This is a genomic window from Proteus sp. STS61-E (assembly GCF_040932335.1).
Taxonomy (GTDB): domain Bacteria; phylum Pseudomonadota; class Gammaproteobacteria; order Enterobacterales; family Enterobacteriaceae; genus Proteus; species Proteus mirabilis_B.
On record NZ_JBFQGE010000004.1, the window covers coordinates 76,289 to 95,991 of the forward strand.

Consider the following 19,703-nt stretch of genomic DNA (forward strand, 5'->3'; position numbering starts at 1 on the left):
AATTAAGAGGTAGAATCACTATTTTAATAATTTACACTTAATGTGAATAAATAGTGATGATTATCAGTCTATTTAGATAAATATTTTTCATTGAAAATTAACATTTTATACCTAAATCCACATCTTTATAGAATTTCATTCAAAAAAATTCAGTATCTGAAATTTAATCCATCTAAATTTTAATAAAAAAATACGAGACCCTCATCACAGTAACAATAAAAATAAAAGGCAAAAAATAAAACAAACAGGTAGATAATATATCTTTCGTGTACTATTTTTTTGATTTTATGATTTATAACCTATTTCATGATATAGAGAAATAATGTTATGATAACTAAGGTTAATATAACTATAGTTATCATTTTCTTTTTTCAATTTTAATCTCCTTTATATTTGTATTTTACACTCATTTATTTTGATTTTTTTATAACAACAAATTATCATATTTATTACAACTTAGTATTTATAATAAATTTTGCATTTATTGTTTTTTTACACTGTAAAGAAAAAAGTAAAAGCAACCAATTGTAATATATGGGTTTTACTCACCTCATCATAAAGTGTAAATTATTAATTACATTAATACTCATACTATTACTGAACATATCACAGAAAAAACTTATTCGTATTCAATTTCTTTTTGCAATTTATAAGGAATGTCTTTAAATTAACAAAATGACTTATCTTAAATTTACAAAGAAAAGTGTAATGCCTAATATCTAAAAAAAAACCACATCAAATTAAAGAAAATAGTCTCTTTTTTATTTTTAATAACACTCAATAATAAAGAAGTGTTTTTATAAATATTCTGATATTTACTTTTATAAAAATACAGTGATACTTATATAATAATTTTGGGCGAAACATGAATACAATACAGTGTGACAAAACCGAGCGATCTAATTGTGCAATTCAAAAAAGATCTTATTTTTATCCACAATATCAAATACTAGAAAATGAACAAAAAGCGATCTTTCTTATCCGAAAGAATGCACTTACATTACAAAATTGTACTGACACAGTGATAACTAATGAAAACCAAGTTCTTTTTCTACAACAAGGTAGCTATACTATAAAAACACAAGGTGCAGAGCCTACCGATGTTATTTATATTCCCCTTTCTGATGACTTCTTAAGAGATTTCATGTCTAAGTACAATGATATCTTGTGTCAAATAGAGAGGGATGAAGAATTTTCCAGTGCCTTTATTTGTTTTCAAAACTCGCCTCTTATTCAATTTTGTAGTAATGGCTTTGAGTATCTTACTGTTCAATCTTGCCCTGAAACCTTTACACAATTACGTATTGAAGAGCTTTTAATTCTATTACTTTCAACTGAACAAGGTTCTGACTTAATGGCGTTATTACGCCAACTTAGCCATCGTCAAGTTGATCGCTTAAAGATTTTTATGGAAAAAAATCATTTAAAAAATTGGAAGCTCAAACAATTTGCTCGTGAATTTGGAATGGGATTAACTACGTTTAAAGAGCTTTTCAATCATGTTTATGGCACTTCACCAAGAACATGGATCTGTGAAAGACGAATTATTTACGCGCATCAACTGCTACTCACTACTGAAATGAGTATCGTTGACATTTCAATGGAGTCTGGCTTTTCAAGTCAATCTTACTTTACACAAAGCTACCACCGTCGTTTTAATATGACACCAAGTAAAGCGAGAAATATCAGATCAAAATTATAAAAAATCCGACCGAATATCATAATATCTAAAAGCCATTCATAGTTAGAATACTTGAAATTTGTTCTTATGAGTGAGTTGTATATCGTGATAAAAGAAAATATATATAGCACCAAAGCCCATTATTATGACTATTTAACCTTACTAAAAAAAATAATGGCACCCAACAATGAAAAAACTGTAGATGACTTGTTTGATCTACAGTTTTCTTTCCGTTCTAATGAAAGCATTACTACTGCATGTGATGTTAATGAACAACAAATAAAAATACTGTCTCGGGTTTTATGCCGTGAAAGCTTAGACAGTTTATTACAATCCACCTGGTTTTTACGAAAAAAATACTGCTTTGTTGTGATATCGAAAGAAGAAATACGTGATGTTATTGGTTTCGCACATTCGTTTCATACAGAACAGTCACATTCCACAATAACACCAGCAGATTGGGATAAATCATTAAAAGCAACGGTCAATATCAATGAGCATATGCGCTTAATTCAAGCTGTAATAAAGCCACTTTTTATTTGGTGGGCTCAACATATTACTCCTCAGCTTTTCACGCTTTATGACACAAAAAGAGAGCTTGAGCTTCAAATTAAGCAGTGTGAAAATATTAAGTCATTTGAAGGAAAACAACTATCAAATAAAAGTGATTCTTTTTTATCTTTAGATGATATCAATATTAAACTTAATGCGGATAAAGTCAGACTAATTGTTATTGATGATTTATTACAGAAAGATATCCAATTACTTCTCGATAATTGGAAAAATGAACCTATCTTTAATGTTGAAATTAGTAATACTTTAGATTACATCCAAAAAATAACACCAAATTCTGAATTAATAAAACCATTATGGAAGATTTTAAATAGCATTCCAGAACATCCTGAAAACTGTCAAAAATTAAAAGATTGGCTGCTAGAAAGAGGGCTTTGCTTGAAAAACGATGAATTTTTATGGCGATAATAAAATTTCAGCTCTTCTCTAAATAAAGAGAGAAGAGCTGATGTTAACTTTTAATTATTCTATTTAATATCTAAGATCTCAATTGTCACAATAGACATAGATTCTGGTGGTACTTGCCCTGGCACACCATTTTTCCCATAACCACCACCGGGTTTTATATAAATTTTGGCTTTACCATTGATACCTGCTTTTGCAATAAAGGTATTCAGTGGTAACGGCAATTGTCGGTAAGGCAAAATAAGTGGCTTAGCTTTATCATAATTAAGAGTTACAGTACCATCAGTCAACTCTTCATGCATTGTAAATACAACAGTTTTACCTGCAATTGAAGGCTCAGGCTTACCCTGCTTTAATATTTTAAAGTAGGTATTATCGTCATATTGTACGTAATTCTGTTTTTGGATCTCAGATAAAATAGATTTATTACGCTGGGCATTATCTTTTCCAATAATCGAATAAGCATAAGCAAGTTGCCCTGCAATCATTTGCCCTTCACCAGCCATTTTCTCCAGCTGCTCTTTTAGCGTTTTATTTTCTTTTAAGATATTACTAGTGTCTGTATTAACTTTCGCTAATTCAGCATCTTTTGCTTTAATTTGCTCATTTAATTTAGCAATAGATTCTGTTTGTTGTTGCTTTAACGTGCTAAGTTGCTGTGCATTTTCTGTATTTTGTTTTTCTAATTGTACTTTTGCTTCAGCTAATTGAGCACTCAATTTATCCGTTGTATTTTGCTTTTCAGTGAGTTGTTTTTCTAACAATGCTAACGTTTTCTCACTTTCTTTTTTGCTCGTGGTGACTTGAGCTAATGCGATATTATTCTCTTTAAATTGTGTATCTAATGTTTGATATTTATTCGATAGCTCACTTTGCGCTTTCTCTAACTTAGCTATCAGATTATTTTTATCCGCAATTAAATTATCAACGGCTTTTTCACCAGCAGATAAACTCTTCTTTAAGTCAGCTAGTTCCGTGACCTTGTTATCTAACTGTGCTTTTAATTCTGGGATCGCTTTTAGTTTTTCATCTACCTGCTCTTTTTGCTGCTGAACAGCTAAAAGCGATTTATTAAGTTGAGCTTGTTCCTGATTACTTTTTTCAACTTGTGTTTTCAGTTGTGCTATTTCTTTGCGCTGATCCTCAACAAGTTTGCTATTAGCATCTTGCTGTTTTTCTGCTTCCGCAACTTTTAATGCAAGCTCTTTAGATAAATCTTCACGTTCTGATGTAATCTTCAATAATGTGCTCTGTAATTTATCTATCTCTTTTTTCGCAGAGTCATCTTTTAGCAATAGTTGAGCCTGTGCAAATTGAGCCTGCACATCTTCTTTCTCTTTCTTTATTGTTGCTAATTGAGTTTGTACATCTGAAAGTTGTTTAGTTAATTTTTCCTGCTCAGTCGTTATTGTTGATAACGAATTTTCTAATGTTGCTATCTCTTTATTTTTAGCAGTTTCTAATTTAGCTAACTCTTGCTCTTTTTGCTTACTGTTACCACTTAGTAATTGCTGAGATTCGACATACTGAGTCTGTATAGCTTCTTTTTCTTGTTCAATTTTCGCAAGTAGTGTCTGTTTTTCATTTAATTGACTAATTAACTTCTCTTGCTCTACTTTCATGCTCTCAAGTGAACTTTGTAACTTATCAATCTCTTTTTTAGCACTATCATCTTTTAATAGAGCCTGAGCCTGTTGATACTGAGATTGTAATTGCTCTTTTTCTTGCTCAAGCTGAGTATATTTCGCCTCTAAGGTTTTAAGTATTCCCGCTTGTTTCTCAAAATCTTGTTGCTGTTTTGCTAACTCTGTATTTTTTACTGTTGTTGCCTGTAATACATTCTCTTTTTCGGCTAATTGCTTAACTAATAAGTCACGTTCTTTTTTTATTGTTTCTAAATCATTTTGTAGTTTAGCTACAGCCTGTTTTAACGTGTCATCAGTAAGTAAGTTATTCGCCGTAGCTAATTTTTCTTCTGTTTCAGCCAGCGTTAATTCGAGTTGTTTAATTTGGCTATTTGCATTTTGAAGTTTTTCTAAATGCTCTTTTGTGATTGCTGCCTGCTCTGTATATTTTTGATACAGCGTTTGGTATTTATTTCTTGTATCTGCTAAACGATTTAATAGCTCTTTATTAAAAAGAGGTTGTTTATGATCAAGTACAGAGCGATTGAACTGATATGCAAAGTGGAAAGGGATAGCCGTAACAGAATAAAAGGTTCCTGGGATAATATCTAACAAGAAATTGTCATTACGTTGAGGCTTTGCATAACTCTCTTTTGAATACAGAGCTAATGGATTATAAACCGTTGCATTATTTCTGTAGCTATAACGATTAAGATCCTCTGGTGTAAATTGCGGTTTAATCGGAATAAATGAAAGCAATGGAGTTAAATAGCGGGTGTAGTCGCTCTTTAATTTCGAATAATCAGCAGGTAACACAGGGCAATTTTCTGCCAGCGTGATATCAGGAGTCTTAACAGGTTCGACTGCCTGATTATCTGTTTTAGCTGGCGTAGAAGGTTTAACTCGTTGCTCTGGTTTTGTTTGTTGAGTCGCTGTGGTGCGGTTTACTCCACGAGTAGCCTGACCGGTTCTCGTTGACGATGAAATTGTAGCAGATGTTTTAGGCTCAATTTTAATTGGCTCTTGCGTTTCAAAATAACGGTCAAAATCTTCAATAACAGAATTAAACTCATTATTGGCAAACGTTAGTGTTGGAAACAGCATAAAAGCGAGACAAACACTCTGCTTTAATTTCATAGTAATTATTCACCTAATTTTTTTAATGTCGAATTAACTGACATAATCGACAAATAGCGAACTTTTGCACATAAAACTTCTGTTTTTGATTCAATACTCATTTTTAATAAATCTAAACTATCTTTACTTGCTGTACCTTGAACACTACGGTACATCGCATTGATTTCGCTAATTTCTTTAAATGAGCTCATCATGGATTGATAATCAGATGGAGAAAAAGTTTTCAAAGAATCAAGTTGTTTGATACAAGCACTTTGCGGTGCTAGTCCCAATTTTCTTGCATCTACACCACTATCAGCAGGCTCTGCAGCTGGTGTCATAGAAAGCGGTTGTGCAACAGCTACTGGTTGAGTAGTTGCTACAGGCTGTGTGGTTTGTGCTGGCGCTGGCGTTTCAATTGGACGAGTGTGATCAGTCCACGCACACCCAGATAGGGCGAGGACGCTGGTTGCCATAAATACAGCGAGGACATTCTTTTTATTTTGTAATAAGGACATCATTTTTCCTTAATTCCGATCAGACTTAAATAAGAGCATATGAGTTGTCGCATTTTAAGCCATTTTATTATAATTTTCTATTACCTACTGCATACTAAATAAAGAGGCTAACACCCTTGGTTGCAATGAGTGTTCCTATCATTTCATTTATTTTTTCTTAAAATACTACTTACATCACACTAAATACATCAAATCTTGAATATCGGATTTATTTAGTAAAAATGTTGTCATATAAACTGATCGTTTTTTATATTGATGAAATAATACCAGATAATAATAAAAATAATAATACTAATTTTATCATTTATTTACGTAATTTACGTGTAAAAAATACTCTTATATTTTGTTGCTGTTTTTTAATACCGAGATAAAATCAAAAAATGAATATCTAATATAGGCTTTGATATTCATTTTATCCTTCAAAATAGGAGAACTAAGATGAGTCATTTTAAAATTGGTATCGTTGTCGGTAGTTTAAGAAAAGATTCGTTTAATAAACAAACAGCACATGCCTTAATTAAGCTATTTCCTCAAGAATTTATCTGTCAGTTTATCGATATTAGTACTCTTCCTCTCTATAACCAAGACGATGACAGTCATACTCCCTCTTCTGTTGTCGACTTCAAACAACAAATAAAAGCGTGTCAAGGCATCATCTTTATCACCCCTGAATATAATCGTTCAATACCTGGGGCACTTAAAAATGCTATTGACCAAGCCTCTCGCCCTTATGGAACAAATGCTTGGGATAAAATTCCAGCAGGTATTATTGGGGTTTCAACGGGTAATATTAGTACAGCAATAGCTCAACAACATTTACGTAATTCGTTAGCCTTCTTGAATATGCCGACCTTAAATCAACCAGAATGTTATCTAAAATGGTATGACGGAATGGTTGAGAATGGACAGTTTTCAGAGAAAACAGCAACTTTTATGCAAAACTGGGTTGATGCCTACGTTGCTTTTGTAAAGCAAAATAACCAATAATCAAACAAACTAAAAAGAGCTTCATGTAAAAAACATAAGCTCTTTTTCTTTTTTATCATCAACGTTAATGTAATTTATTTGGTTATAATATCTCTACTAACAAATAAAAGTTTTGGTATTTCATAGGTAAAAAAAGTAACACTATTCTAGTTCACTTCCTATTAAACGACAAAAGACAAAAATAGATTATCTTTAAAAGATATGTTTTTTATTATCACCATTAAGAATTGTTTATTATATAATCAAAAATAAAGAAACTTAAATAGAACCAGACCCGAGATCAATTTTAATCATTTATCTTATTCGCCCTAAAGTCAGAGAATATCAATAAGGCTTCAACTTACTGCCACATATAAAATTTACAATTTGATAATTATTTTTAATAATTTATATTAGGTTAGAACATTAGCCATAATGTGCGATACATCTCTAAATAATATGCTTCTATAATTGTGATAAACAAAAAAATTACCTATATTACTCATCCATTAAATACTGGCAGGTAAATCATGGATAAAAATTTAAAAGAAATTGAATGCGAAATTGCTGCTCTAAAAATTGTTATCAAATCTTTACTTTCCACGCTAAATGATAAACAACGAAGGGATATGTTGGGCAATATATCTATAGTGCTTGAGGATACATCAAACAAATACCCTCAGCTCAATGAAGTTATTAACTTAACTGAGCAATATGTGAAGAAGCTTACTCAAGCCTAATGAAAACGATGTTTACTATTGCTATTAAGTTTATACCCTAATTTTATAGGGTGCTAATAGCATCCTATTGATTATTTTATATAGGATATACCGTGATTTTCCTTTCATTAATACAACACTAAGTTAAATTTACTGAGTGTCTATTTTCCACATCTAAAATATCCTCACATTTACTGTTTTAATGAAAAAATGCGATAAAATCGTATATTCTTTTATCAATTTAATTTTTTCTTGGATTTAAGTAAACAATTAATTAATATGAAAAATAATTTATCACACAGCAATAAATTGTCGTTCCTTTGAGGATCTTATGGAAAAAAAAGTTGTCAATATAGAGTATGAAATTGCAGCAGTAAAAGTAGTTTTGAAAGCCTTATTATTGACTTTGACAGATAAACAAAAAGAAATAGTGATCCAAGATATAAATAAGACCGTCAATGATGCTTATATCGATCATCCTCAATACCAAGATGTTATAAGCAAGACAGAACAATATATAAAAAAAATGCTCTAAACATTGAGGCACTATTCTTCATCACCCTCTCTTTATTATTTATATTAGAGAGGATTTATATCTACATCTTTAAAAAATCAAATCACTTCAAGCTTTAACATAATCACTGATTGATTGATTATGAAAATTAAAATAGAAAGTACTTTTTGATTGATTGAGTATAAACAAAATAACATTATTATTTATAGAGCATTTTAATTTGGATAATAATTTTCTGTTTCGCATGATAAAAATAATAAAACATAACGAATTAAATACTCAATCAATGATCAAATTAAGCTCGTTGATGCTGTTAAATAAAAGCAAGAATAATAAGAATGTAACCTTTATATTTATAATATTTTTGCGCCTAACGAGTAAAAACTTACCACATTAGACACATACTTTATAAATTTTTTCTATATCAACGATGAGCCAGATTGAATTTTTGTACCGATTGCTGTAATTCTTCGGTTTGTCTTTCTAATGAAATGGCTGCTGCTGAAACTTGTTCAACTAAAGAGGCATTCTGTTGTGTTACGCCATCCATTTGAGTAATAGCCACACTCACTTGACCAATACCTTTACTTTGCTCTTCAGATGCAATAGTGATTTCTTTCATTATTGACGTTACCTGTTTAACTCCCGTCAAAATGTCTTCCATTGTTTTTTCCATATCGCTGACTAAGCTAGCCCCTTTTCTTACTCGCGTAGTGGAGTCAGCAATAAGTACTTCAATCTCTTTAGCCGCTTTGGCACTATCTCCTGCTAAATTACGCACTTCATTGGCGACGACCATAAATCCTCGCCCATGAGATCCAGCTCTTGCCGCTTCTACTGATGCATTTAAAGCAAGTATATTCGTTTGAAATGCAATGTTATTAATAACATTGATGATATCTGCAATTTTACTTGAGCTATCAGAGATCCCATCCATTGTTGTTACAACAGATTCAGCTAATTCATTGCCTTTTTCAACGGTCACTGATGCAACTTCAGCCAATTCTCTCGCCTGATAAGCGTGCTCCATGTTCTGATTAACGGCAGCTGTTATCTCTTCCATACTTGCGGCTGTTTGCTCTAATGCCGTTGCTTGCTCTTCTGTACGAGAAGCCAAATCGTTATTTCCTTTGGCAATTTCAGATGCACCACGATAAATACTTTCACTTCCCATTCGGATTGTACTTACCGCTTCATGTAAACTATTTTGCATATCATTTAATAACGGTATTAATCGCCCAGCACAGTTATTACCAAAAGGCTCAAGGGACTGACTCAGATCACCTTCTGTAATTTTCACAAAATGTTGGCGAATACTTTCAAGTGGTTTTTGTAACATTGTCACTAAATAACGGTCAGTGAGGATCAGAATAACTCCCCCTAAAATGGCACTAATAATAATAACAATTTGTGTCACTTCAATAAGCTCATCCACTTCTTCAATAGTGCTATCAATTTTTATATTTGCAGCATTATTAAAGTTTTCACTCACATTACCTAATTCACGACTCAACGCAGGTGTCACATTTTTTGCATGATGTTCATATTGCTCAATGGTGCCGTTGAGCGCTAATTCCATTTGTTTTTTTACTCCTTGCTCAAAAAGCGCTTGCCATACATCCATTAGCTCTTTTGATACTTTTGCATCCATCGGCCCCGGAGAAACAGATTTCATATATGTAATCTGCTTTTCCATATTTTCCATCGCCAGTTGTGCTTGTGTAAAATCGACTTCTTTGCCTTTTGCTTTCTCCTCAACGAGACGATTTAATCGAGAAGTGAATCGAAAGTACTGATCATTTCCCTGACTGAGTGCAGCCATTTGTTTTATTATTTGATTATCAAATTGATTGCCTTCAGATATTTGTGATAGTGACCATGCGCTATAAAGACTGACACCGCCAAATAACACACATAATGTCCCCAGAATGATTATCATCATCAGACGAATAGTAATGTTACGAAGTTTCTGCATCGAATTTCTCAACTAACAAGATAAAGTAAGCCCAATAGGGCGTAATGTACTCTTATCGACACTTTTTCAATTTATTTTAATTTTTTACTAAAGTTTTTTATAAATTGGTTTTTAATTTTCTATACATAAAAAGAGTTAGGTGAAAGAAGCAAAAATGTTACTTATGTATCATTTTTTATAATCTTAAATAAAAAATAAAAAAGCATTTAAAATCATAATGTTGATATAATGATTGCGATAAAAATAAATAAGGATAGTTAAAGAAAGAATATTTGAAGAGAAAATAAATTTTAAGGTATTCTTAATCTTTTAAACCAAGTTATTTATACACATAAGAGGTGACTTAATGACACTCACCCCCTTTGATTTATTAAAAAACTCTTATTAAAAAATATGCGAGAAATGCGAAATAACAGCTAAATAGAACTATTTTGTGATTAATGAATCACATTTATAGGATGGGATGGGTATACATAAGGCGATACGAACTAACTCGCCTATTGATATAAACCAAATTAAATGGTTCTATTTTTATCTGCAAATAATCTGAAGCGCTGAAAACTAATATCGTCAAAACAAACTTCCCCATCAGGTTTAAATCCATAACGAGAAACTGTTTTTGTTACTTTCCTTGAGTGAGGAAGCAAAATTGTGATGCTTTCAATATTCATTTCATCAAATGCTCTACGAATAATCTCAGCATAAATTATTTTACCTACTCCCCAATAATTGGGATGAAGAACTAATGCTAGATCGGCATCATCTCCTTCTTTTTGAAGTCCACCCCATCCAGCAAACACACCATCAATAACAAATGCCCAAGGACCATACCCATTATCATCCCATTGAGAGTCCTTATCTTTTGCCCATAAAATACTTTTTTCGATATCAAAATTAGGACTGCCCAAAGGCATTTGTCGTAAAACCGCAGGGTGATTATTAAGTTCTACAATATGTGAGGGTTCTATCTGTGAGAGTCTTTTGAACTCTAAATGCATATAATTTCCTAAATTACATAATATGTTAAATGTGAATACCAATATACTAAGGTTATACTTATTAAAACTCACTAAATCATATCATCTTATTATATTTTCAATCCTACTTCTAAAAATAAATCTATGTAAATCAATTTATTGTATAGACTAAATGGTATAAAAAATGCTAAGTAGTGAATTATATAAATTTCCAAAGCAGTCACAAATTTTGAAGATGATGAGTTAATAAACTAGTTGATTTACAAGAAGTTGAGAGATTAGAGATGAGTTTGCGGTTTGTTTGGAGCGGGCGAAGGGAATCGAACCCTCGTATAGAGCTTGGGAAGCTCTCGTTCTACCATTGAACTACGCCCGCAAGTGATTTTTCTGATTATACGCTTCCCTAATTGAACGACAATCCCCTTCTTATTTAAATGATTATTTAATCATCGAAAAAAAGATAACCAATTGTTTTTAAAAGTAAAAAAGCCACCTTTCGGTGGCCTTATAACTATATTGTTCTTCGCTAATGCTATTGTTAAATTAAGGATTTATTTAAAATAACAATTATTTATTAGGGCGCATTGCTGGGAATAAAATAACATCACGAATGGTATGGCTGTCAGTAAATAACATCACCATACGGTCAATACCAATACCTAAACCCGCTGTTGGTGGTAAGCCGTGTTCTAATGCCGTGATGTAGTCATGGTCAAAGAACATCGCTTCTGCATCACCCGCTTCTTTTTGGCGAACTTGATCTTCGAAACGCTCTGCTTGGTCTTGTGCATCATTAAGTTCTGAGAAGCCATTACCAATTTCACGACCACCAATAAAGAATTCAAAGCGGTCAGTGATAAATGGATTATCATCGTTACGACGAGCCAGTGGAGAAACTTCTGCTGGGTATTCAATGATGAACGTTGGTTGAATTAAGTGGCTTTCTGCAACTTCTTCAAAAATTTCACATTGAACACGACCTAAGCCCCAGCTTTTCTCAATCTTAATACCGATAGACTGAGCAATAGCGACTGCTTTATCCATATCATCAAGATCAGCCATTACGGTTTCTGGACGATATTTGCAGATAGCTTCTTTCATGGTTAATTTGGCAAATGGTTTACCAAAATCAAACTCTTGATCACCATATTTTACTAATGAAGAACCCAGTACATTTTCAGTTAATGTGCGGAATAATTCTTCAGTTAATTCAATCAGGTCACGATAATCTGCATACGCCATATAGAGTTCCATCATAGTGAACTCTGGGTTATGACGTGGTGATACACCTTCGTTACGGAAGTTACGGTTAATTTCGAATACGCGATCGAAACCACCAACAACTAAACGTTTTAAATATAACTCAGGTGCAATACGCAGATACATATCGATATCTAACGCATTATGGTGAGTAATAAACGGACGCGCACTTGCTCCACCTGGGATAGTTTGCATCATCGGCGTTTCAACTTCCATAAAGCCTTTGTTCACCATAAATTGACGGATACCCGCCATAACTTGTGAACGAATTTGGAATGTTTTACGTGATTCTTCGTTAGAAATCAGATCTAAATAACGCTGACGATAACGCATTTCTTGGTCAGCTAAACCGTGGAATTTATCTGGTAACGGGCGCAGTGCTTTAGTTAATAAACGCACTTCTGTACAGTGAACACTTAATTCACCTGTTTTCGTTTTGAAAACACGGCCGCGAGCACCTAAGATATCGCCCAGATCCCATTTTTTAAATTGCTCGTTATAGATACCTTCTGGTAAATCATCACGAGAAACATAAAGCTGAATACGGCCGCCCATGTCTTGCAATGTAGCGAAAGATGCCTTGCCCATAATGCGGCGAGTCATCATACGACCTGCAATAGAAACTTCCACATTCGCTGCTTCTAACTCTTCTGCACTCATTGCATCATACTTTTGATGTAATTCGTCAGACAGAGCGTCTCTGCGGAAATCATTTGGGAATGCGTTACCATTATCGCGTAAAGCGGATAATTTTTCGCGGCGTGTTTGCAGTTCGTTATTTAAATCAGGTGCCTGCTCCGCACCTTGTTGCTGTTGCGACATGTTTTTCCTCACAGGCCCGCTTTTAAGCTAGCTTCAATAAATTTATCAAGATCACCGTCTAATACTGCTTGTGTATTGCGCGTTTCCACACCAGTACGTAAATCTTTAATACGTGAATCATCAAGAACATAAGAACGAATTTGACTACCCCAGCCAATATCGGACTTGTTATCTTCCATTACTTGCTTGTCTGCATTTTTCTTTTGCATTTCCAGCTCGTATAACTTCGCTTTCATCTGCTTCATTGCCTGATCTTTGTTCTTATGCTGAGAGCGATCATTTTGGCATTGAGTGACAAGACCTGTTGGAACGTGGGTAATACGAACCGCAGATTCTGTTTTGTTAACGTGCTGTCCACCCGCACCTGAAGCACGATAAACGTCAATACGTAAATCCGCAGGGTTGATTTCAATATCAATATTGTCATCAACTTCAGGATAAATAAAGGCAGAGCTAAATGAGGTATGGCGACGGCCACCTGAGTCAAATGGGCTTTTACGAACTAAGCGATGAACACCTGTTTCTGTACGTAACCAACCATAAGCGTACTCACCAATAATTTTGATAGTCGCTGATTTTAATCCTGCAACATCACCGTCAGATTCTTCAATAATTTCTGTTTTAAAGCCTCTTGATTCAGCCCAACGTAAATACATGCGCATCAGCATACTTGCCCAATCTTGCGCTTCTGTACCACCAGAGCCTGCTTGTAAATCAAGGTAGCAATCCGCACTGTCATATTCACCAGAGAACATGCGACGGAATTCTAATTGCTCAAGCTTTTTATTTAATACATCTAATTCAGCAATAGCTTCGTTAAATGTTTCTTCGTCATCAGCTTCAACTGCTAATTCAAGTAAACCAGAAACGTCTTCTAGCCCTTGATCTAACTGGTCGATTGTTTCTACGATAGCCTCAAGAGATGAACGCTCTTTACCTAATGCTTGTGCCCTTTCTGGCTCATTCCATACATCAGGCTGTTCTAATTCAGCGTTAACTTCTTCTAAACGCTCTTTCTTGGCATCATAGTCAAAGATACCCCCTGAGAACATTTGTTCTTTCAGAGACTTCTTCTATTTGGTGTTTTACGGGGTTGATTTCAAACATACTTTTTCGTCTTTATGTTGTTTTCAAAAACAATTGGAATAAATTTTGAACCGCATATTGTAACGGATATATCAGCGGGTTTATAGCATTTATATACAATTGTCTATCAGATAGTTATTGCCATAACAACGTTACCCTTTATATCACGATAAATGATTTAATTATTCGTGTTAACAAGGCCAAATGTGCTCAACAAGCAGTTGCGCATTACGCTGCCCTCTAAACTCATTTACATCCAATCGATAGGCTAACTCAACCGTTTTAATACTATTATCAGGCCACATATTAATATCAACATTGAATGCAATCGCATCAATCATTAGATGGCTATTTACAGGCTGAAGCATCATTTTTAAATGTTTACTGCCCACAATACGTTGTTGTAACAGCGTAAATTTACCGTCAAATAGAGGTTCAGGAAACGCCTGTCCCCAAGGCCCGGCTTCTCTGAGCATTTCGGCTATAGGTAGAGATAATTGATTTTCGCTCAACTCACCATCCGATAAAATTACGCCTTGCAACTGTTCATCAGAAACCAACTCCGCCATTAAAGACGAAAAATGACGCTGAAACAGCGGGAATTTATCTTCTTCAAGTGAAAGTCCAGCCGCCATTGCATGCCCACCAAATTTCACCATCAACCCCGGATTTAACGTATTTAATCGTTCTAATGCATCTCGAAGATGAACACCGCTAATTGAACGACCAGAGCCTTTTAACAGACCATCACCGCTAGGTGCAAAAGCAATAACAGGACGATGCAATTTTTCTTTAATACGAGAAGCTAAAATACCCACAACACCTTGATGCCATTCAGGATGATAAATCGCTAAACCATTCGGTAAATCATGTTGTGTTCCCATAAATTGACGGAAAATAGTTGAAGCTTCTTCTTGCATACCCGCTTCAATTTCACGTCGGGTTTGATTTAATCCATCAAGTTCATTAGCAATCTCACGCGCAGAGCCAATATTGTCGGTTAAAAGTAAAGCAACGCCCACAGACATATCATCAAGACGTCCGGCTGCGTTTAAGCGAGGGCCTAAAAAGAAACCTAAGTCACTACTGACCAATTGAGCGAGTTCTTTTCGAGAGACTTCTGTTAGTGCTTTTATTCCGACACAACAGCGACCCGCTCTAATTCGGCGTAATCCTTCATAAACAAAAATACGGTTATTTTCATCAAGAGGAACAACGTCTGCCACTGTGCCTAGTGCAACTAAATCAAGAAAATCAGCCATATTAGGACGAGCTAAGTTTTGTTGCTCGAACCAACCTTGTTTTTCTAATTCAGCTCTTAATGCCGTCATTAAATAAAAAGTAACGCCAACACCCGCTAATGATTTAGATAAAAAAGAGCAATCTGTCAGGTTAGGATTAATAATCGCATCAGCAGCGGGTAAGGTTTGTCCGGGTAAATGGTGATCAGTAACGAGGACACGAATACCATATTCATGAGCTGTATCCACACCTTCGAAAGAGGAAATTCCATTATCAACGGTGATAATGAGATCAACCCCTTTTTTAGCAACGTCATGAACAACTTGAGGGCTTAAACCATAACCATCATCAAAGCGATTAGGAATATGATAGCTAACTTGCTTAAATCCCATTTGGCGTAATGCTTTAATCGCAAGTGCGGTACTTGTTGCGCCATCAGCATCAAAATCACCAACAATAACAATGCGAGATTGTTGCTGTAACGCCTCAATCAGTAATGAAATTGCCGTTTCTATTCCTGTTAATGCTTGATAATGAAGTAAGCCTTTTAACGATCGTTCTAGTTGAACTTCAGATGTTATTCCACGATTAGCATAAATTTGTCGTAATAAGGGATCTAAGTTATCCGGTAATTGAGTTGCCTGTGCAATTCGACGACGCAGTGTCGGTTCAATAGTGACCATAAAACGTAATTACTTCTCTTTTTTATCTAATAATTCAACAAGGTTTTGAGCAGAAATATATCCACCGTAAATACTGGCATTAGGTAATACAATAGCAGGAGTGCCCTGAATACCCATCATGGTGCCTAATTTAAAGTGCTCATTGATATTGATTTTTGCACATTCATCAATGGGGATAATTTTGTCACCTTTAAATGCACTGTCTAATGATTTATTAGGAAAACCACTACACCACACAGCATTCATTTCTTTACTCACAATATTATTGCCAACACCGTTACGAGGAAATGCCAAATAACGCACTGTTACACCCTGTTTATTCAGTTCAGGCACTTCTTGGTGAAGTTTTTGGCAATAAGGGCAGCTGATATCGGTAAAAATGGTGATCATATGGCGCTCATTACGCGCTTTATAAACAATCATTTCATTTTTAAGTGAGTCTACTTTTTTCATAATAACTTGATTAGCGATACTAACTGGCTCACCACTACTAATGTTATAAATAGGCCCTGCAGTCAGATATTTACCATCATCTGTAATATAAAAAATGCCTTTATCTGATAACACTGCATTTAATCCAACAATCGGCGTTGGTTGAATACTCTCTGCTTTAATCTGCATTTTAGCCAATTGCGCTTCAATAGAAGCATTGTCAGCAAGCACTGGCATTGACACCATACTTAATAATATTGGCAACCAGAATAATTTCTTTTTCATTTGAATTCCTATTTAACGCCGGCTATTTAGCGGCTATCCCCTTGGGTGATGTTGCTGATGAAGCGCTTTCAAGCGCTCTGTTGCAACATGGGTATAAATCTGTGTTGTAGAGAGGTCACTGTGCCCCAATAACATCTGTACAACACGCAAGTCTGCTCCATGATTTAAGAGATGTGTTGCAAATGCATGACGCAACACATGGGGTGATAGTTTTTCAGTATCTATTCCTGCTATCACGGCATAATGTTTTATCCGATGCCAAAACGTTTGTCGTGTCATTTTTTGCCCTCTTAAGCTAGGAAAAACAACATCGTCCGTTTTGCCTTGCATTAAAGCGGGTCTTCCATATTGCAGATATTGCTCTAGCCAGTAAATAGCTTCTTCACCTAAAGGAACTAATCGTTCTTTATCGCCCTTACCAATAACGCGTAGCACGCCTTGTCGTAAACTAATATCAGAGAGAGATAATCCCACTAATTCAGAAACACGAAGCCCACACGCATAAAGGACTTCAAGCATCGCTTTATCACGTAATTCAAGTGGTTCATCAATACAAGGAGCATTGAGTAGATCATCAACTTGTCGTTCACTTAAATCTTTTGGTAAACGTTTGGGAAGCTTAGGGGTTGAAAGCAATGCACTAGGATCGTCTAAACGTAATTTTTCACGATATAAATATTGGAATAACCGACGCATTGTACTGAGTAACCGGGCTGCACTGCTGGCTTTATAACCTTCATCTAAACGCGTTGCGAGAAAAGATTGTAAATCCAAGGTAGTAACCGATAACCAATCTAATTGGTGATGTGCAAGCCATTGCCCTAATGCTTGTAAATCTAAACGATAAGAGCTGAGTGTATTAGCGGATAAGCCTTGCTCTAACCAAATATTGTCGAGAAATTGTTCAATGATAATATCAGTATCTTCATTGGTATGAGTTGTCTTTTTTGTCGATAATTTGGTTTGTGACACAGTCTTGCTCTCCCTCTCTTTAGCTTATCGCCTTTACATTATGCCTTATAAAAAAAATTTTCTGGTACAATAGTGACCTTTATTGGCAAAAATATCCTAAAAACCTTTATGAAAATTGGTCTATTTTACGGTTCTAGCACCTGTTACACCGAAATGGCAGCAGAAAAAATTCGTGATATTCTCGGTGAAGAGTTTGTTGATCTTCATAATGTTCAAGAGTGTGATATCACGCTCATGGAACAATATGACATCCTTATTTTAGGTATTCCAACTTGGGATTTTGGTGAGATCCAAGAAGATTGGCTCAATATTTGGGATACATTGCCAACATTAAATTTAAAAAATAAGCTTATTGCAATGTATGGAATGGGCGATCAAGTTGATTACAGCGAATGGTTTCTTGATGCACTTGGTATGCTTTATCATCATTTATTACCAAGTGGTGTTAAGTTTATTGGGTTCTGGCCTGTTGATGGATATGAATTTGTCAGCCCAAAACCTTTATCAGATGATGGTAAGCATTTTGTTGGTCTTGCATTAGATGACGTTAACCAGTTTGAAGAAACTGATGAACGTTTATCACAATGGTGTATGCAAATTCTACGTGAAGTAGAAGAAAACTTATAAATATAATATCCAGGTATTAAATATCTGGATATTGCATTAATAACTGAGAGAAGTTACGCCACTCATTTTCTGTCATACTATCAAAAGCAACCCATAACGTGATTTGTTTTTTATTTAAAATAGAAGTCAACGTTATTCGAGTACCAAAACGGCTGATCCAAGGGTGTTTTGTTATTTGCCATTCATGCAGTTTCCATTGAATTCGATTTCCATTCAGTAAAACAAAATCTCCCTTGATACGGCTAATATTCTTTTGTGTGAAATACCAACTGCCGATCAGGAACAGTAACAATGGCACCCAAACATAAATAAAATCAGGAGGCCACGGATACAACAGTAAACCTATCACAAAGGCAACATAAGCAACCGTTGAGAAGAGTTGAGTGAACCATGATACTGTGAGGTGCGATTTCCATAAAACCACGAGTTATATTAACTCCTGCTGTAATTCTATACGAATATAAATAAGTTAAAGATAATAAAGACCAACCTATTTATAATGTAACTTCTTTCTTAGCCTTGCAAATAGTTTATCTTACATTTTAGCTCAATTATTTATTGTTACTTTTTCTATTAAATATATGTTTAAAAAATATAGCTTAATAATAATTACGTAATTTCTATTCTTTTTTAATCGTTGTTTTAATAAAGCCAGCATACCTGATTTATTAAGTATAAAGAGAAAAACATCGAAAAAAGGCGATTTAAGCGATCATTTTTAGAGATAGTACGCAAATTTAACGCAACTACATTTTTTATTTCAGTAAATTTTAGAGTACTATTAATTTTTTATATAAAAATAAAAACGCCTTTATTTGATAAGAAAATAAAAGCGTCATTTTTAATCAATCTTAATTACTATTTAATCTATCGTTGATTTGATAATCTATTTTATTAATATTTATCAACGATCTCCGCCATTCTAGCTTTATTGCGCTCTTGGATTAACTTCACCATATAATAGAGCGCATCATCATCAGGGCGTCCATGATTCATTAACCAGTTAAATAAATCAGGATCTGCACACTCTAGTAAACGAACAAAAAGCGCTTTATCGTTATCAGATAGCGTATCGTACTCATTCTCGAAAAAAGGCATGATAGAAATATCCAGTTCACGCATTCCGCGACGACATGCCCAGTTAATTCGTGCTTTATTCTCTATATCGATAGTCATACTCTGCTCTTTACATTGTTCAAATCAAGAAATACCACTATTTCTTCCT

The 19,703-nt window shown here is 34.4% G+C and carries 17 protein-coding genes and 1 tRNA gene; 6 read left to right on the forward strand and 12 right to left on the reverse strand.

The window, feature by feature from the left end:
* Positions 1–865: 865 nt before the first annotated feature.
* Together AB4J89_RS10820 and AB4J89_RS10825 are read left to right on the forward strand one after the other, a co-directional pair.
* Positions 866–1,702, forward strand: coding sequence for an AraC family transcriptional regulator (locus AB4J89_RS10820; RefSeq protein ID WP_311755614.1), 837 nt, complete (start codon positions 866–868; stop codon positions 1,700–1,702).
* Between the two features lie 66 nt (positions 1,703–1,768).
* Positions 1,769–2,662: a T3SS regulon anti-activator ExsD domain-containing protein gene (locus AB4J89_RS10825; protein WP_088494974.1), complete on the forward strand. Its 894-nt coding sequence runs from the start codon at positions 1,769–1,771 to the stop codon at positions 2,660–2,662.
* 59 nt (positions 2,663–2,721) lie between these two features.
* Here AB4J89_RS10825 and AB4J89_RS10830 read toward each other — a convergent pair whose 3' ends face one another.
* On the reverse strand, positions 2,722–5,421 hold the full coding sequence (locus AB4J89_RS10830; RefSeq protein ID WP_311755616.1) for a sugar transporter: 2,700 nt from the start codon (positions 5,419–5,421) through the stop codon (positions 2,722–2,724).
* Between the two features lie 5 nt (positions 5,422–5,426).
* Entirely contained in the window at positions 5,427–5,918 is a 492-nt protein-coding gene (locus AB4J89_RS10835; RefSeq protein ID WP_227718977.1) for a hypothetical protein, read from the reverse strand.
* Between the two features lie 438 nt (positions 5,919–6,356).
* Between AB4J89_RS10835 and AB4J89_RS10840 the strand changes: the two genes are divergently transcribed.
* The 3 genes from AB4J89_RS10840 to AB4J89_RS10850 all read left to right on the forward strand — a co-directional run bounded on the left by AB4J89_RS10840 (position 6,357) and on the right by AB4J89_RS10850 (position 8,138).
* Positions 6,357–6,905: an NADPH-dependent FMN reductase gene (locus tag AB4J89_RS10840; RefSeq protein WP_088494971.1), complete on the forward strand. Its 549-nt coding sequence runs from the start codon at positions 6,357–6,359 to the stop codon at positions 6,903–6,905.
* 509 nt (positions 6,906–7,414) lie between these two features.
* Entirely contained in the window at positions 7,415–7,624 is a 210-nt protein-coding gene (locus AB4J89_RS10845; protein WP_069367749.1) for a sigma-S stabilization anti-adapter protein IraP, read from the forward strand.
* A 310-nt stretch (positions 7,625–7,934) separates the two neighbouring features.
* Complete coding sequence (locus tag AB4J89_RS10850; protein ID WP_098942234.1) at positions 7,935–8,138, forward strand: hypothetical protein; 204 nt, start codon at positions 7,935–7,937, stop codon at positions 8,136–8,138.
* 403 nt (positions 8,139–8,541) lie between these two features.
* Here the strand turns inward: AB4J89_RS10850 and AB4J89_RS10855 are convergent, their stop codons facing one another.
* The 8 genes from AB4J89_RS10855 to xerD all read right to left on the reverse strand — a co-directional run bounded on the left by AB4J89_RS10855 (position 8,542) and on the right by xerD (position 17,851).
* Positions 8,542–10,092: a methyl-accepting chemotaxis protein gene (locus AB4J89_RS10855; protein ID WP_088494969.1), complete on the reverse strand. Its 1,551-nt coding sequence runs from the start codon at positions 10,090–10,092 to the stop codon at positions 8,542–8,544.
* A gap of 515 nt (positions 10,093–10,607) precedes the next feature.
* The gene (locus AB4J89_RS10860; RefSeq protein ID WP_088494968.1) at positions 10,608–11,090 is read right to left on the reverse strand and encodes a GNAT family N-acetyltransferase; all 483 of its coding nucleotides are present in this window, start codon (positions 11,088–11,090) and stop codon (positions 10,608–10,610) included.
* A gap of 281 nt (positions 11,091–11,371) precedes the next feature.
* A tRNA-Gly gene (locus tag AB4J89_RS10865) sits at positions 11,372–11,445 on the reverse strand.
* 191 nt (positions 11,446–11,636) lie between these two features.
* Complete coding sequence (gene lysS / locus AB4J89_RS10870; protein WP_088494967.1) at positions 11,637–13,151, reverse strand: lysine--tRNA ligase; 1,515 nt, start codon at positions 13,149–13,151, stop codon at positions 11,637–11,639.
* An 8-nt stretch (positions 13,152–13,159) separates the two neighbouring features.
* Positions 13,160–14,258, reverse strand: a protein-coding gene (gene prfB / locus AB4J89_RS10875) for a peptide chain release factor 2 (protein WP_099074846.1) whose coding sequence is annotated in 2 segments (ribosomal slippage) — positions 13,160–14,182 and positions 14,184–14,258 — 1,098 coding nt in all. Because the reading frame shifts where the segments join, the coding sequence is not laid out codon by codon here.
* Positions 14,259–14,428: 170 nt separating this feature from the next.
* Entirely contained in the window at positions 14,429–16,162 is a 1,734-nt protein-coding gene (gene recJ / locus AB4J89_RS10880) for a single-stranded-DNA-specific exonuclease RecJ (protein ID WP_368469194.1), read from the reverse strand.
* A gap of 9 nt (positions 16,163–16,171) precedes the next feature.
* Positions 16,172–16,879: a bifunctional protein-disulfide isomerase/oxidoreductase DsbC gene (dsbC, locus tag AB4J89_RS10885; protein ID WP_088494965.1), complete on the reverse strand. Its 708-nt coding sequence runs from the start codon at positions 16,877–16,879 to the stop codon at positions 16,172–16,174.
* A 33-nt stretch (positions 16,880–16,912) separates the two neighbouring features.
* The gene (xerD, locus tag AB4J89_RS10890; RefSeq protein ID WP_368469196.1) at positions 16,913–17,851 is read right to left on the reverse strand and encodes a site-specific tyrosine recombinase XerD; all 939 of its coding nucleotides are present in this window, start codon (positions 17,849–17,851) and stop codon (positions 16,913–16,915) included.
* Positions 17,852–17,959: 108 nt separating this feature from the next.
* Between xerD and fldB the strand changes: the two genes are divergently transcribed.
* Positions 17,960–18,478, forward strand: a complete 519-nt coding sequence (fldB, locus tag AB4J89_RS10895; protein ID WP_088495999.1) for a flavodoxin FldB — start codon at positions 17,960–17,962, stop codon at positions 18,476–18,478.
* Positions 18,479–18,494: 16 nt separating this feature from the next.
* Here the strand turns inward: fldB and AB4J89_RS10900 are convergent, their stop codons facing one another.
* Together AB4J89_RS10900 and sdhE are read right to left on the reverse strand one after the other, a co-directional pair.
* Positions 18,495–18,902: a protein YgfX gene (locus AB4J89_RS10900; protein ID WP_194950925.1), complete on the reverse strand. Its 408-nt coding sequence runs from the start codon at positions 18,900–18,902 to the stop codon at positions 18,495–18,497.
* A 470-nt stretch (positions 18,903–19,372) separates the two neighbouring features.
* Entirely contained in the window at positions 19,373–19,648 is a 276-nt protein-coding gene (sdhE, locus tag AB4J89_RS10905) for an FAD assembly factor SdhE (protein ID WP_075670946.1), read from the reverse strand.
* Positions 19,649–19,703 lie beyond the last annotated feature (55 nt).